The following is a 14,472-nucleotide window of genomic DNA, read 5'->3' as shown; positions in this document are numbered from 1 at the left end:
TAGTTGTGTATTTAATTAGTAATTATTGAATTGTTTATTATTTTTCGTCTTCTTCTGCAGCATCAAAATTGATGGTGTTGTAAGCCGCTTCGGTTAAAGTGACATCGGCTTCTTTTTCTTCGGCTAATGTTGTAGCGAGCAATTCCATTGCTTCGTTTTCGCCTAAAGTTTTTGCGAAAGCACATAAAGTTCCGTAAGTCGCGATTTCGTAGTGCTCGATTTTTTGGGAAGCTGCGATGATTCCGGCATCTCTAACCGGCCCTGATTCTGTTTCTTCCATAATGCCTTCGCCTTCTTTGATGAGTCCGTCCATGGCATCGCATTTTTTTGCCTGTGCTTTTTCACCAACGATTTGAAATACTTGTTCCAGTCTTAATACTTGTTCTTTTGTTACCGATAAATGATCGTTTATTGCGGTAATCAGATTTTCTGATGTTGCATTTTTCGCCATTTTAGGCAATGCTTTCGTTAAAGCTTTTTCTGCCCAGTAAATGTCTTTAAGGCTGTCTACAAATAATTCCCTTAAACCTTCTGCTGCTGAGGATTTAGCTTTTACAACCCCTTTTGAGGAAGTTGTTTTGGCTGTAGCCGATTTTGGACTAGCTGCCGTTTTTGTGGCAGTAGTGCTTTTTGTGGCTGTAGTTTTTGCAGTCGCCTTTGTAGCTGGAGCTGATTTTTTTGTAGTGGATGCGGTCGCGGTTTTCATAATTGTATGTTTTTTATTATTTGAATTAAAACTTGTCATACAAATTTCAAGAACAATCAATCCAATTAATTATATGATTATTTCAAACTCTTGCACTATTATAATAAGCCTGATTTTTAACGGTTTACTGATAATTGTGCATCAGAATATGCAAATGATGAAAAGATTCAAGCTGTCCATTTTCTAATTTTAATTAAAATTTAAACAACCAGTTATTATGAAAAAATCATTCTTACTATTAGGCACAATGCTTGTTTTTGGAATCGCTTCGGCACAAACCGACACGACTTCGACTTCAACAACGAACAAAAAAGCGCACACGGAGAAAAAGCACACCGCTAAGAAAAAATCGGATATGAAAACCGATAAAACCACAACGAATAGTTCCTCTACTGACGGAACAAATTCAATGAACAGCACAAGCACTACAACAAAAAGTGCAAGCAAATCAAGCAGCAGCGCAACGCCTGCATCAACTACAAAATAATCAAAGCATAAAACCAATGCTGATGCTAAATGGTTTTTAAAAAGGTTCAGTATTTATACCGGACCTTTTTCAATTTAAAACAACACAGTCATGAAAAATGAATATCAAAAACACGCTTTGGTCACAGGCGCAACCAGCGGAATCGGTTATGAACTGGCAAAACTGCTCGCTAAAGACAATTACAGCCTTGTACTTGTAGCAAGAAACAGGGAAAATCTTGAAGAAACAGCCCGCGAATTGCAGGAATTGTCCCAAAACATCCATACGCATATTATCGACATCGATTTATTCGAGCCTGGAGCGGCACAAAGGGTGTACAACAAAACGCAGGAACTCGGAGTGCGTATCGATGTATTGGTCAACAATGCCGGACAGGGCGAATGGGGTTTGTTTTCAAATACAGATTTAGAGCGCGAAATTGCGATTGTGCAGCTCAATGTTGTAGCATCGATGACGCTTACCAAATTGTATCTGAAAGAAATGCTCGAAAGGAACAGTGGCAAAATCCTGCAACTGGCATCGTCGGTCTCTAAAACTCCTGCACCTTATTTGTCTGTTTATGCGGCAACCAAAGCATTCGTACTTTCATTGGTCGAAGCTTTGCAAAAAGAAATTGAAAATTCAGATGTTACGATTACGGCATTACAGCCCGGAGCAACGGATACTGATTTCTTCCACAAAGCAAAAGCCGAAAATACGGTTACTTATAAAGAAGCCTCAATGTATACGCCCGAAGAAGTGGCAAAGGCCGGTTTTGAAGGTTTGATGAAAGGCGAAGCGACTGTAGTTCCGGGATTTATGAATAAAACCCAAGGCATCTTAAACAGCTTGATGTCTGATGATGCTGTAGCTGATAGTATGGAAAAACAAATGCAACCGAGTAAAAAAACCGAAGGAAAATCGGAAAGCAAACACGAGCCGTCGCAGCGTGAAAGGCAAAAAATAAACAGCACCATCGGAAGTGTACATGGCGATTATGAACGTGTGATATAAAAAAAATTAGTTTAAATGAAAAATCCCCGCATCTTAAAAGTTGCGGGGATTTTAGTTAGTTGGTTGTGGTGTAGTCAGATGATCAAAATCTGTGAAATGTTATTTTGCAGGAGTGGTTCCCGTTGCCGGCGGTGTTGCAGTTCCGGTTGGCGTTCCTGTAGTTGTTGTCGTTGTGTCTGTAGTTGCAGGCATTTCTTCTGTAGGAACTGGTGGAACAGTATCCATTGAAGTTTCACTGCTTACTTCAGTAGTTTCGGTTTCAGTTGCAGCGTCTTTGTTTTTGCATGAAGTAATGCTTAACGTCAAAAGCGCAGCAAAAAATAATGGTTTGAAAATATTTTTCATAATAAAGTTCTTAAAATTAATAATCCTCAAATTTAAGGTTTAGGCCAACGAAACGGTTTACAGGATTTGATGGGATCATTGCACAATCTCTTCAAAAATAAAAAAAGCCTTCCAGACGGAAAGCTTTTAAAATAAAAAAGCCACGTTTTACGTGGCTTTAAAAATTTTAGAATAAATTCTAATTATTTTTTTACTTCTTCTTTAGCAGTTGCAGCAGCATCAGTTGCAGTTTTTGCAGCGTCAGTAGCAGTTGCAGCAGCGTCAGTAGCAGTTGCAGCAGCAGTGTCAGCTACAACAGCAGCTTCTTCAGCAGCAGGAGCAGCAACTTCTTCAGTTACAGGAGCTTCTTCAGCAGGAGCTTCAGCTTGTTTACAAGATACTACAGTTAATGCAGCGATAAATGCTAAACTTAAAAATACTTTTTTCATCTTACTTAATTATAAAAGGTTAATTATTAATTCGAGGCAAAGATATAAATTTTTTAATACGCAAAATTAAAATTTAATTTTTTTTTCAAAAAACCATATCTGTTGCAACTGTGCGCCACTTAACAAGTACTGTGCCAAAAACCGAAAACTATAAAAATAAGTTAATATTTCTTAATTTTTAATCTAAAACCCTATGAAATAAGGCTTTATTTCTTTTTTGGATGTACCAATTTGAGTTCATCTATAAGATTTTTTGCTCCTGCATACTTGTCCATGATAAATAAAACGTAGCGAATGTCGACCATGATGTTTCTGCAAATCGCCGGATCGTAATAAATATCGCTCATCGTTCCTTCCCAAACGCGGTCAAAATTGAGCCCGATCAGGTTTCCTCTTGCATCAATTGCCGGACTTCCGGAATTTCCACCAGTTGTATGATTTGTCCCGATAAAACAAACCGGCATTTTCCCTTTTTCACCATATTGTCCATAATCCTTCTTATTATATAGGTCAATCAGTTTTGCAGGTACGTCAAATTCATAATCCCCCGGAATGTATTTTTCCATTACGCCGTCTAAATACGTAATCGGAGTGTAAATTGTAGCGTCTTTCGGTTCGTAGCCTTTTACTTTTCCGTAAGTCACGCGCAAGGTGCTGTTGGCATCCGGAAACAATCTCGAATCTTTATTGAGTTTCAGTTGTGCTTTCATATACGTGCGTTGCAAAGCAGTAATTTTTAAATTGATCTCGTCATATTTGGGAGAAACATTTTTAAAATAACTGTCGGCGATTTGTTTTACCATTTGAAAAGCCTTGTCATTGTTCAGGTTTGCCAAAACGGTTTTAGAATCTCCGGCCAGCAATTCTTTCACGCCATCATAACTCGTTAGTTTCGACTGGTAAATTTCAGCGCTTAAAGTTTTCGGATTGATGTTGTTCAGACTCGCCGGTAAAAACTGCTTCGGAGATTTATTCGCATACAAATCAATCAGCTGCTCAAAGATCTTTTCGTCCACAGTTTTGTTGAAATCTTTGTAGAAATCCCCAAGTCCTTTGACAAGATTGTTTCTTCGGTCGTTGAAAGCCTGTTCGCCTTTGGTGTTCAAAATCTGCTCGAGCTGGTACATTTTATAAGTCAGACTCAATAATTCCGTATTTCTTAAAATCACTTCTGAAAAATAATCGCGGGCCAAAGCATAAGGTGCAATTTCGGTGTAATTTTTTTCAAAATCGGATAATAAGCTTCCGTATTCTGCCTGTTTCCCAGCTTTGATAACTTTTTCCTGAAATGCCGCTTCCTGTTTTTTTTTCACAGCGACTGCATTTGATTTTTTCAAACCCTGCGTTTCTCCGATCCATTTTTTCCAATAATTCGCAACTCCGGCGTATTTCGATGCATATTGGATTTTGATCGCTTTGTCTTTCCGCATAAAACCGTCTTCGACTTTCAAAGCGGCATCGCGGATTTCTATTTTCGCCGGATTCAGTTCATTTACGATCTGCTGAACGGCAACTGCTGGCAAATATTCGGTCGTTCTTCCCGGATAACCAAAAACCAAAGTAAAATCGTCTTCCTTGATTCCGTCTAATGAAACCGGTAAAAAGTGCTTTGGCGTATAAGGAACGTTGTCTTTCGAATACGCCGCCGGACGGTTGTTTTTATCGGCGTAAATTCTGAACAATGAGAAATCGCCCGTATGTCTCGGCCAAACCCAGTTGTCGGTATCCGATCCGAATTTCCCAATTGATGACGGCGGAGCGCCAACCAAACGCACGTCTTTAAAAGTTTCCGTTACAAACAACATGTATTGGTTGCCTTCGTAAAAAGTTCGGATTTTATTTTCCTGCCAACTTTCCTTCGGCAACGAATTGCTCAAAGCCGAAATATTTTCCTGGATTTTCTTTTGCTTGTCGGCTTCAGTCAAGGTTTCCGTGTCTTCCAAAACTTTAGAAGTCACGTCTTCGATTTTTACGATAAACGTCACAACCAGATCTTCATTAGGCAATTCGTCTTCCGTTTTCATCGCCCAAAATCCGTCGGTCAAATAATCGTGTTCTACCGATGAATGTTCCTGGATTTGACCAAAACCACAATGGTGGTTCGTGAGCAAAAGCCCTTTTGGCGAAATCACTTCCGAGGTGCAGCCGCCGTTAAATTGCGGAACTGCATCTTTCAAACTCGATTTGTTGACATCATAAATATCGGCTACAGACATTTTCATTCCGAGGCTTTTCATTTCCTTTTCGTTCATTCCATTTAGAAGCGACGGAATCCACATGCCGCCTTGCTGCGCCTGTGTTTGGAGTACAAATAATAAAAGAAACAGTCTTAAAAATTTCATATGGTTTCAGTTAGGTTTATTAATTTATTTTAGAGTTTTATTTTCATTGTAAGCCGGTTATGGAAAATAAATCCACCCGACAAATATACTTTTTGTGCCGCCGCATTGTGGTCTTCAACTTCGAGATACAGCAGTTTTAGAGATAATTTCTGCGCCTGCTCTTTTGCAAATTCGATGGTTTGTTTGCCTATGCCTTTGCCCCGCGAATCTTCATTTAAATACAATTCGTCTACAAAAGCGATTTTGCCGCCGTATTCAAAATTGAAAACGAAAGTCAGGATTACATAGCCGACAGTTTTGTTTTCAGATGCAATTAGCCAGGCCGCGCCCAAATGCTCGTTGTCGATAAATTCAGAAAACAACGCTTTCGATTTTTCTATGTCAATCGGATAACCGTCAATCGCGTAAAATTCCTGCATCATCAACACAAGAACGTCAACATCTTGATGTGTAATTTTTTTATACGTCGCCATATTGTGGAATTTGTTTCAAAATGATTTCAGTCGCATTTTTATTCATCTGCACAAAAGTGCTGCAAATGTGTCCTTTTTCTTCGCGTTCGTCTTCATTTTGGATCAAATTATCGAAAGCTTCGTCGAGTTGGGATTGGTTCGAAATTGAAATACAGCCTTCTATGTTGACCAATGCTGTCGCTTCTGCAAAATGCGAATAATTTGGGCCAATGACAATTGGAACGCCAAAAGTTGCAGGTTCTAAAATGTTGTGAACACCAGGGTTTCCAAAGCCGCCGCCAACATACGCAATATCGGCATAGCTGTAAATTTTCGCCAGAATCCCGATCGTGTCGATAATGAAAACATCAAACTCCGAAAGGTCTTTGCCTTCTTTTTCAGAAAACAAAACCGTTTTTTTATAAATGGAGTTTTTCAATTGCTGAATTTGTTCTCCTTTTATATTGTGCGGCGCAATGATAAATTTTAGATCGTGATTGGTAGAATTGATATAATTCACAAGGAGGTTTTCATCTTTCGGCCATGAACTTCCAACAACTACCGCCAGCTTCTCCTTTTTAAATTCCGAAATGAAACCTAGCGCATTGTCTTTCTCCAGAATCGCTGCCACACGGTCAAATCGCGTATCGCCTGAAATCGTCACATTGGCTTTACCGAGCTTTAAAAGCAATTCTTTCGACTTGGAATTCTGTACAAAAAAATGGTTGAATGCATCCAAGGCTTTTCTGTAAAATCCGCCGTACCACTTAAAGAACATTTGGTTTTCACGGAAAATTCCGGAAATTAAATACGTTTTAATGTTTGCTTTTTTAAGTGCATTCAGGTAATTCGGCCAATATTCATATTTGATAAAAAACACCAAATCGGGATGAACCAGTTCGATGAATTTTGCTGCATTGCTTTTAGAATCCAAAGGCAAATAAACCGTCACATCTGCGACAGCATTATTTTTCCTGACTTCAAATCCCGAAGGCGAAAAAAAAGTCAAAACAATTTTATGGTTTGGAAAACGTTCTTTAATCTTTTCGATCACCGGCAAGCCCTGTTCATATTCGCCCAAAGAAGCGGCATGAAACCAGATCGTTTTGTCTGAAGGCTTGATTTTAGCCGAAATCTCACTAAAAACATTACGCCTTCCATCCACAAAAAGTTTCATTTTCGGACTGAAAACAGCAATGATTTTTAAGGCAAAACCGGCAAATGCAACCAGCAGGTTGTAAAGAAAAAACATAGACTTTGAATTGTTGCGCTAAAATACGCCTCTTTGCAGAATTTTCATTGCCGTAAGTCATTTAATTAGTAGTTTTGCTTGTTTTTAAAACGTTTTTACAATGAAAAAAATCCAGATGGTTGACCTGAAAGGGCAATACGAAGACATCAAAGAAACCGTAAACGCCTCGATTCAGGAGGTTTTGGATACGAATACGTATATCAATGGACCCGAAGTTCATAAATTTCAGAAAAACCTCGAAACATATCTGGGTGCCAAACACGTGATTCCGTGTGCAAACGGAACCGACGCGCTTCAAATTGCCATGATGGGACTCGATTTAAAACCCGGCGACGAAGTCATCACAGCCGATTTTACATTTGCTGCAACCGTTGAAGTGATTGCTTTATTGCAACTCACGCCGGTTTTGGTTGATGTCGAAATTGACACGTTCAACATCTCTATAGATGCCATCAAAAAAGTAATTACGCCAAAGACAAAAGCAATCGTTCCGGTGCATTTGTTCGGACAAGCTGCGAATATGGACGCGATCATGGCTTTGGCCAAAGAAAATAATTTATACGTAATCGAAGACAACGCGCAGGCAATTGGCGCAGATTACAAATCAGCCGACGGTTCAAAAACGAAAGTGGGCGTCATCGGGCATGTTGCTTCAACGTCTTTTTTTCCATCTAAAAATTTAGGTTGCTATGGCGATGGCGGCGCGATTTTCACAAACGACGACGAACTCGCACACAAACTTCGCGGCATTGTAAACCATGGCATGTATGTGCGTTACCACCATGATGTGGTTGGCGTAAACTCGAGATTAGACAGCATTCAGGCAGCGGTTTTAAATGCAAAACTGCCAAAACTCGACCACTATAATGACGCACGCCAAAATGCAGCCCAGAAATATTCTGCAGCGTTGGCAAACCATAAAAATATCGTCACGCCGTTTATTTCAGGCGACAAAGACAGCCATGTTTTTCACCAATATACATTAAGGATTGTCGATGCAAACCGCGACGGATTGATGCAGCATTTGCTTGACAAAGGCATTCCGTGCGCGATTTATTACCCAATTCCGCTGCATGCGCAAAAGGCATACATCGATTCAAGATACAGGGAAGAAGATTTCCCAATCACGAACCAATTGGTCAAAGAAGTGCTTTCTTTGCCCATGCATACGGAACTCGATGACGAGCAAATTAAATTCATCACCGATTCGATTTTAGAATTTTTAAATTAGGAGCTTTTTCCTGCTGTCCGCTATATCTTTTACGGCATTGGAGTATTTACCTAAAGCCCACAGGACTTTCTCCTTTTAATTTCAAATGCCGCAAAAGGATGCCGCTTCCATCAGGGCTAGGGCAGTTGTTTCCAAAAGAAAATCATCAAATACAAATAAAGTTTAATGAAAATTTTAGTCACAGGAGGTTTAGGTTTTATCGGTTCCCATACCGTTGTCGAGCTTCAAAATGAAGGCTTCGACGTTGTAATTGTAGATAATTTATCAAATTCTTCAGACGAAGTCTTGAAAGGAATTGTTGCCATCACCGGAAAAATGCCAATCTTCGAAAACTTCGACCTGCGTGAAAAATCTGCAGTCATTGATTTTTTTAAAAGGCATGCTGATATTTCCGGTGTGATTCATTTTGCCGCTTCAAAAGCCGTTGGCGAAAGCGTCGAAAATCCGTTGCTGTATTACGAAAACAATATCAATACTTTGGTTTACATGCTTCAGCAATTGCAGGCTAAAGACGAAGCCAACTTTATTTTCAGCTCTTCTTGCACCGTTTATGGCCAGGCTGAAAAAATGCCGATCACAGAAAATGCTTCGGTTCAACCGGCAGCTTCGCCTTATGGAAATACCAAGCAAATCGGGGAAGAGATCATTACGGAAACTTGTAAAGTAAGCGGAATCAATGCAATCTTATTGCGTTATTTCAATCCGATCGGCGCGCATCCAACAGCTGAAATCGGGGAATTGCCAATCGGCGTTCCGCAAAATCTCGTGCCTTTTATTACGCAAACGGGAGCTGGATTGCGCCAGGAATTGTCAGTTTACGGCGACGATTATCCAACACTGGACGGAACCTGCGTACGCGATTACATTCACGTAGTCGATCTTGCAAAAGCACATGTCGTAGCGATGCAAAGATTATTAAACAAGCAAAATTCCGAAAAAGTGGAAACCTTTAACGTTGGAACTGGAACAGGAAGTACGGTTCTCGAAGTCATTCAAACATTCGAAAAAGTCAGCGGCAAAAAATTACCTTATAAAATCGTCGGAAGGCGCGAAGGCGATATTACGTCTGCTTATGCAAATACTGACAAAGCGAACAATGTTCTTGGCTGGAAAGCGCAATCGACTTTGGAAGATGCTTTGGAAAGCGCTTGGAAATGGGAGAAAAAGATCAGGTCAATTGATAATTGATAATGGACGATTGATAATGCGTGGTTTGCGCATAAATGTATTGCGTTCAATATAACATAAAAAAGTCCCAGACATAGTTCGGGACTTTTTTTATACACAATCAAGGCAATTATCAATTATCCATTAATTGGTGTTGCCGACGCCGTTTCAGCGGAGCCATCAATTTTCTTAACCAATCCTTGAAGTACATTTCCGGGGCCAACTTCAGTAAACAAAGTCGCGCCGTCCTTAATCATTTGCTGTACCGATTGCGTCCATCTTACCGGAGCGGTCAATTGAATGATTAAATTCTTTTTGATTTCTTCGGGATCTGAAACTGCGCTTGCCGTCACATTTTGATATACCGGGCAAATCGGTTGTGAAAATGTTGTACTTTCAATGGCTGCGGCCAATTCTTCACGCGCCGGTTCCATCATTGGCGAATGGAATGCACCGCCTACAGGTAAGATCAACGCTCTTTTTGCGCCCGCTTCTTTCATCGCTACACAAGCTTTTTCCACTGCTGATGTTTCTCCTGAAATTACCAGTTGTCCCGGGCAGTTATAATTCGCAGGAACTACAACGCCGTCGATCGTAGCGCAAACATCTTCAACGATTTTATCGTCAAGCCCTAAAACTGCTGCCATTGTTGAAGGTGTAATTTCGCAGGCTTTCTGCATCGCAATCGCACGTTGTGAAACCAGTTTTAACCCATCTTCGAATGATAAAGCGCCGTTGGCAACCAGAGCAGAAAATTCGCCTAAGGAATGTCCGGCCACCATTTCAGGCCTGAACGTTTCATTCATCGTTTTTGCGAGGATTACCGAATGTAAAAATACTGCCGGTTGCGTGACTTTGGTTTCTTTTAACTGTTCGGCCGTACCTTCAAACATAATGTCGGTAATACGGAAACCCAATATTTCGTTGGCTCTTTCAAAAAGTTCTTTTGCAAGGTCCGATTGCTCGTACAATTCTTTACCCATTCCGGTAAATTGGGCGCCCTGTCCCGGAAAAATATATGCTTTCATAGTCTGTTCTTTTGTTTGTGGAAGCAAAAGTAAAACTTTTTAAGACATCCGCAGCGAAAACTTACAATACGAAATAGGCATTTTGCAATGGTTCGATATGATGTGTTTTGGATTTTGCATCCGGCATTTCATGTTCATATTCGTCACGGAATTCATTCACCATCTGCAATAAATTTTTTTCGATATTGTTGCAAATCGCAGTCATCGGCGTATCAGTCGGTCGGCTTTCAAACGGATCCTGTAAATGGATCGCCATTTTTTCAATCAGGAAGAACGCGGCTCCTAAAGTCACAACCACCGGAATCTGCAGCCAGCCCAAATGCTGTGCAACGCCAAACGGCAATAAAATAATAAACAAACACAAGGTAAATCGGATGTACATACTGTAAGTCGTCGGGAAAATCGTGTTTTTAATGCGCTCGCATTTTCCCATCGAATCGCAAAGGCGCGTCAACGTATTGTCGATTTCAACCTGCTGGAAGGTATTGAATTTTTCGTTTTGTGTCGCTTTTGTCAATTCTTTTGCATGCAGCATAAGGATGGCATTTGGCACATGTTTGTGGCGTTGTATGAATTGCAGTTCTTCGTCATTCAATAAATGCTTCGTTGCTTTAACCGGATCTTTTCCGCGCAGCGATTGCGCCAGGCTGTAACACCAGGCCGCTTGCCTTTTGGCATAACTTTCTTTAAAATGATTCGCCTCATCGGAGAAATCCGGATCTTTGTAAAATGCGATGACCTGACGGAGCAGCGTTCGGGAATCATTGACGACACCGCCCCAAATGATTCGCGCTTCCCACCAACGGTCGTATGCCTGGTTTGATTTAAAGGCGAGCAATAACGAAATTACGGTTCCTACAATTGTGGGCACGGCAATTGGGATTTCAAGTGCGATCGATCCGTAAAAATAATGGACAACCGAAAATGCGGTCGCATATAAAAAGACAAGCAACAATTCAACCCTGATTTTTCCCAGGACATATTTCATGGGGATTTTTTTCTTCAACAGCATATATTTTATTTTTTAGGATGATAATTAATAAACCGGCTCGCAAACTGAAAGTACAGGCAATCCGAAATTTTCATTTAGTGAGGATTTGTGCTTTTTGGAAAGGCTGATTTTCTGTGGTTTTCGGGTTTCAATCAGCAAATCGATGCCGTTTTTGTAGATCGTATCGTAAAGTACCGGCGTCATTTCTTCATGGTTCTGGTCGTCAAAAAATTTGGCCTGGCTGATGATCCGAAAAGAAAAATGCCCGCCGATCATTTTCGGCAAGTCTTTCGCCTGCACATTCGAGTCGCTGTTTTCGATGTACAACGCTTTCGAAAACTGGTGCTCGTCAAATTCTGCAGCAAGCTGAAGAATCGGAACATTAGAATTTTTAAGCAGTTTCAGGCAATAGCGGTTGATTTCAAGTTGCGATTTCCTGAAAGTATCCGGAAGAATGATCAGTCCGATGTTGTGCGCTTCGATAAAATTCCGCAGCAGCGGGCCTGAAACAGAAAATTGCTGGTGCACCTGAAGTTTGAAATTTGGATGAAATGAAACCATATCGTGGCATTGTTCCAGAATTTCTTCCTGAAGTCCGGTCAGGCCGTTTTGCATGTCGCGAAGCCAGAACGCTGCCGAAGCCGTGTCAGGCGTGTCTTTCAGCAACATCAAAACAATGGTTTTGGAATTTTCTTCAGATTGTGACAGCGCAGTTTTGAGCGCGTAAACCGTGTCTTTTTGCAGTGTGGTTGGGATAAGTATGTTGTTCATAATAAGTGTTTTTGATTACACTTACAAAACAACGGCGGCTAAATTAAAACCAACTTAAAGCCACATTAGAATTTCCTAAGAACCCACATTAGAAATTTTAATCTTTGCGGAATACAATTGTTACAATCGTTCCTTCATCGGGTTGCGACTGGATTTTGAGTTCGCCGTTGTGCATCCGGATAATCTTCATCGCTAATGGCAATCCGAGTCCGTAACCGTTGTAACGCGAGGCTTCTTTTCCGCGGAAAAACGGCTCGTAAAGGTGTGGAATGTCTTCGGCAGGAATGCCAATGCCAATATCGGTAATCGTAACGGTCAGGTATTTCTGATTCGCACCGATGGTTACAAAAACCGGCTCATTGTTGCTGTATTTGACGCCGTTTGAAATGATATTCGACAACGCCAGTTCGATCAGCGGTTTGTTGCACGGAATCAACAATAGCGAATCGTCTTCGGGCAAATCATCAAGGCGCAGGCTCACGCGGTTGCCGGGCTGCAATTTGTCGAGTTCGGCTTTGACATCCATCAGCAATTCGTCCAATCGCGCGATATCTTTGACCTGTTTTTGTCCGTCGTAACCCGTTTGTGTGAGTTTTAAAAGGCTTTCCGTCAGATTGCCCAAACGTGTCGCCTGGTTGTAAATGTTGGTCAGCGCTTCCTGATATTCTTCAGGTTGGCGTGTTTTTAAAAGCATGATTTCCGATTCGGCAATAATCGTCGTAATTGGTGTTTTCAATTCGTGGGAAGCGTTGTTGATGAAGTTGGCCTGAATTTCGAAAGATGTTTCCAAACGGTCAAGCATGTCGTTGAATGTTGAAGTCAGATCAGACATTTCATCATCATTTTCAGGCTGAGGCAATCTGTTGTGCAAATTGGAAGCACTGATGCGCTTGACTTCTTTCGTAATCCGAGACATAGGAAGCACGACCCGACGCGCCAGAAATCGTCCGAGAAAATAGGCCAGAATGATAAAAGCGAGTCCGCCAATAAATAAAATCCGGACAATATATAAGGTGCTAAGGTTTCCGCGCCGGTCTTTCGCTGTAATGATGACCATGTATTTTTGTCCCGATTCGTCAAAAACCTGTCCGTAATAATAACGGTGGCTTTCTTCGATCCAGCCCGATTTTTTTTGCATGACTTCGGTGTAGAATTCCGTTGGCAACTGCAAATCGGTATTGTATTCAAACGTATTTCCGCCATTAACTTTCAGGACAAAATCATTTTCGTCTATCAATTCTTCTAAGCCTTCGGTCTTCAGTTTTCGGTAATATTCGGCTTTCTGGGGATCGTTCTGGTAATGGATCGAAGCAACGATTTTTGCGCGGTCCTGCAATCTTTTAATAAAATAATAGCGGTTGTTCTGACGGAAAAGCACCAGAACAGCCAAACACAGCAGCAATGTGCTGAGCACAGACAAAGTCACATAAGTAATTGTAATTCTCTTCCGGATCTGCATGTTAAGGTTTTAGGATATAGCCCAAACCTTTGATGGTGTGGATGAGTTTGGTGTCGTACGGCTTGTCGATTTTTTTGCGAAGGTAATTGATGTACACATCGACAACATTGGTGCTCATGTCGAAATTGATATCCCAAACGTTGTCCAGGATTTGCTCACGCGAAACAATCATTTCGTTGTTTCGGGCCAGAAAATGCAACAATCTAAATTCCTTTGCAGTAAGCTGGATCAAATCATCGCCGCGCCTGACCGATTTAGCTTTGATATCAATTTCAAGATCGTCAATAGAAATGATGTCAGGTTGTTTGTGCTCTTGCCCGGAACGGCGCAACAACGCCATCATGCGCGCTTCAAGCTCTGAAAATTTAAACGGTTTGGCAAGATAATCATCGGCACCAGCCTGCAATCCGGTCACAACATTTTCGGTACTTGCGAGCGCGGTGAGCATTAAAATAGGTGTGAAATTCCCATTCAATCGAAGCCTTCTGCAAATTTCCAGTCCGTTGATGTCTGGCAGCATTAAATCGAGAATCACTGCATCGAAATGGTGGTTTTCGAGCATCATCAATGCCGTCGTGCCGTCCATTGCGGCACTTACATCGTGGTTGTTCTCTGAAAATCCGCGTTTGATCACGGAAAGCAGGTTCGGTTCGTCTTCGACAATAAGTAATTTCATCCGGCTTTTTTAGTCGTTTTATACAAAAATAAAGATTGAATTCTAAATTTTTTGCCAAAAATGAACTTTTACCAGCCGATTTAAAGGATGTGGATTTTTTATTGCCCATTTCTATTGATATCAGAAAACCCGGGAATATTTAAT

Annotated in this window: 15 protein-coding genes; 4 read left to right on the top strand and 11 right to left on the bottom strand. The window is 41.0% G+C overall.

Annotation, left to right across the window (positions count from 1 at the left end; all coding sequences use genetic code 11):
• Positions 1–37: 37 nt before the first annotated feature.
• Positions 38–706: a YciE/YciF ferroxidase family protein gene (locus tag BLS32_RS01190; RefSeq protein ID WP_091392331.1), complete on the bottom strand. Its 669-nt coding sequence runs from the start codon at positions 704–706 to the stop codon at positions 38–40.
• Positions 707–923: 217 nt separating this feature from the next.
• Between BLS32_RS01190 and BLS32_RS01185 the strand changes: the two genes are divergently transcribed.
• Positions 924–1,193: a hypothetical protein gene (locus BLS32_RS01185; RefSeq protein WP_091391485.1), complete on the top strand. Its 270-nt coding sequence runs from the start codon at positions 924–926 to the stop codon at positions 1,191–1,193.
• A 90-nt stretch (positions 1,194–1,283) separates the two neighbouring features.
• The gene (locus BLS32_RS01180; protein WP_091391484.1) at positions 1,284–2,186 is read left to right on the top strand and encodes an SDR family NAD(P)-dependent oxidoreductase; all 903 of its coding nucleotides are present in this window, start codon (positions 1,284–1,286) and stop codon (positions 2,184–2,186) included.
• 99 nt (positions 2,187–2,285) lie between these two features.
• Here the strand turns inward: BLS32_RS01180 and BLS32_RS01175 are convergent, their stop codons facing one another.
• The 5 genes from BLS32_RS01175 to BLS32_RS01155 form a co-directional block, all read right to left on the bottom strand.
• Positions 2,286–2,531 carry a hypothetical protein gene (locus tag BLS32_RS01175; protein WP_091391483.1) on the bottom strand — a complete coding sequence of 82 codons (246 nt, stop codon included), beginning with the start codon at positions 2,529–2,531 and terminating at the stop codon, positions 2,286–2,288.
• A gap of 182 nt (positions 2,532–2,713) precedes the next feature.
• Positions 2,714–2,959 (bottom strand): hypothetical protein, encoded by a 246-nt coding sequence (locus tag BLS32_RS01170; RefSeq protein WP_091391482.1) that lies wholly within the window; start codon positions 2,957–2,959, stop codon positions 2,714–2,716.
• Positions 2,960–3,165: 206 nt separating this feature from the next.
• Entirely contained in the window at positions 3,166–5,301 is a 2,136-nt protein-coding gene (locus BLS32_RS01165) for a S46 family peptidase (protein ID WP_091391481.1), read from the bottom strand.
• Between the two features lie 29 nt (positions 5,302–5,330).
• Complete coding sequence (locus BLS32_RS01160; protein WP_139171669.1) at positions 5,331–5,774, bottom strand: GNAT family N-acetyltransferase; 444 nt, start codon at positions 5,772–5,774, stop codon at positions 5,331–5,333.
• A complete protein-coding gene (locus BLS32_RS01155; RefSeq protein ID WP_091391480.1) occupies positions 5,761–7,005 on the bottom strand; it encodes a 3-deoxy-D-manno-octulosonic acid transferase in 1,245 nt (414 codons plus the stop codon). Before BLS32_RS01155 ends, BLS32_RS01160 begins: the two co-directional genes overlap by 14 nt.
• Before the next feature lie 100 nt (positions 7,006–7,105).
• Here BLS32_RS01155 and BLS32_RS01150 point away from each other — a divergent pair, with 100 nt between their 5' ends.
• Together BLS32_RS01150 and galE are read left to right on the top strand one after the other, a co-directional pair.
• Entirely contained in the window at positions 7,106–8,236 is a 1,131-nt protein-coding gene (locus BLS32_RS01150; RefSeq protein WP_091391479.1) for a DegT/DnrJ/EryC1/StrS family aminotransferase, read from the top strand.
• Between the two features lie 165 nt (positions 8,237–8,401).
• Positions 8,402–9,424: a UDP-glucose 4-epimerase GalE gene (gene galE, locus BLS32_RS01145; protein WP_091391478.1), complete on the top strand. Its 1,023-nt coding sequence runs from the start codon at positions 8,402–8,404 to the stop codon at positions 9,422–9,424.
• Positions 9,425–9,540: 116 nt separating this feature from the next.
• Here galE and fabD read toward each other — a convergent pair whose 3' ends face one another.
• The 5 genes from fabD to BLS32_RS01120 all read right to left on the bottom strand — a co-directional run bounded on the left by fabD (position 9,541) and on the right by BLS32_RS01120 (position 14,328).
• Positions 9,541–10,431, bottom strand: coding sequence for an ACP S-malonyltransferase (gene fabD / locus BLS32_RS01140; RefSeq protein ID WP_091391477.1), 891 nt, complete (start codon positions 10,429–10,431; stop codon positions 9,541–9,543).
• 61 nt (positions 10,432–10,492) lie between these two features.
• On the bottom strand, positions 10,493–11,419 hold the full coding sequence (locus BLS32_RS01135) for a bestrophin family protein (protein ID WP_245699296.1): 927 nt from the start codon (positions 11,417–11,419) through the stop codon (positions 10,493–10,495).
• A gap of 48 nt (positions 11,420–11,467) precedes the next feature.
• Positions 11,468–12,193 carry an adenine nucleotide alpha hydrolase family protein gene (locus BLS32_RS01130; RefSeq protein ID WP_091391475.1) on the bottom strand — a complete coding sequence of 242 codons (726 nt, stop codon included), beginning with the start codon at positions 12,191–12,193 and terminating at the stop codon, positions 11,468–11,470.
• Between the two features lie 97 nt (positions 12,194–12,290).
• Positions 12,291–13,652: a HAMP domain-containing sensor histidine kinase gene (locus BLS32_RS01125; RefSeq protein ID WP_091391474.1), complete on the bottom strand. Its 1,362-nt coding sequence runs from the start codon at positions 13,650–13,652 to the stop codon at positions 12,291–12,293.
• Position 13,653: 1 nt separating this feature from the next.
• On the bottom strand, positions 13,654–14,328 hold the full coding sequence (locus BLS32_RS01120) for a response regulator transcription factor (RefSeq protein ID WP_091391473.1): 675 nt from the start codon (positions 14,326–14,328) through the stop codon (positions 13,654–13,656).
• Positions 14,329–14,472 lie beyond the last annotated feature (144 nt).

The organism is Flavobacterium noncentrifugens (assembly GCF_900100375.1).
Taxonomy (GTDB): domain Bacteria; phylum Bacteroidota; class Bacteroidia; order Flavobacteriales; family Flavobacteriaceae; genus Flavobacterium; species Flavobacterium noncentrifugens.
Note: the sequence above shows the minus strand (reverse complement) of the source record. Positions and strands in the feature narration are given on the sequence as shown.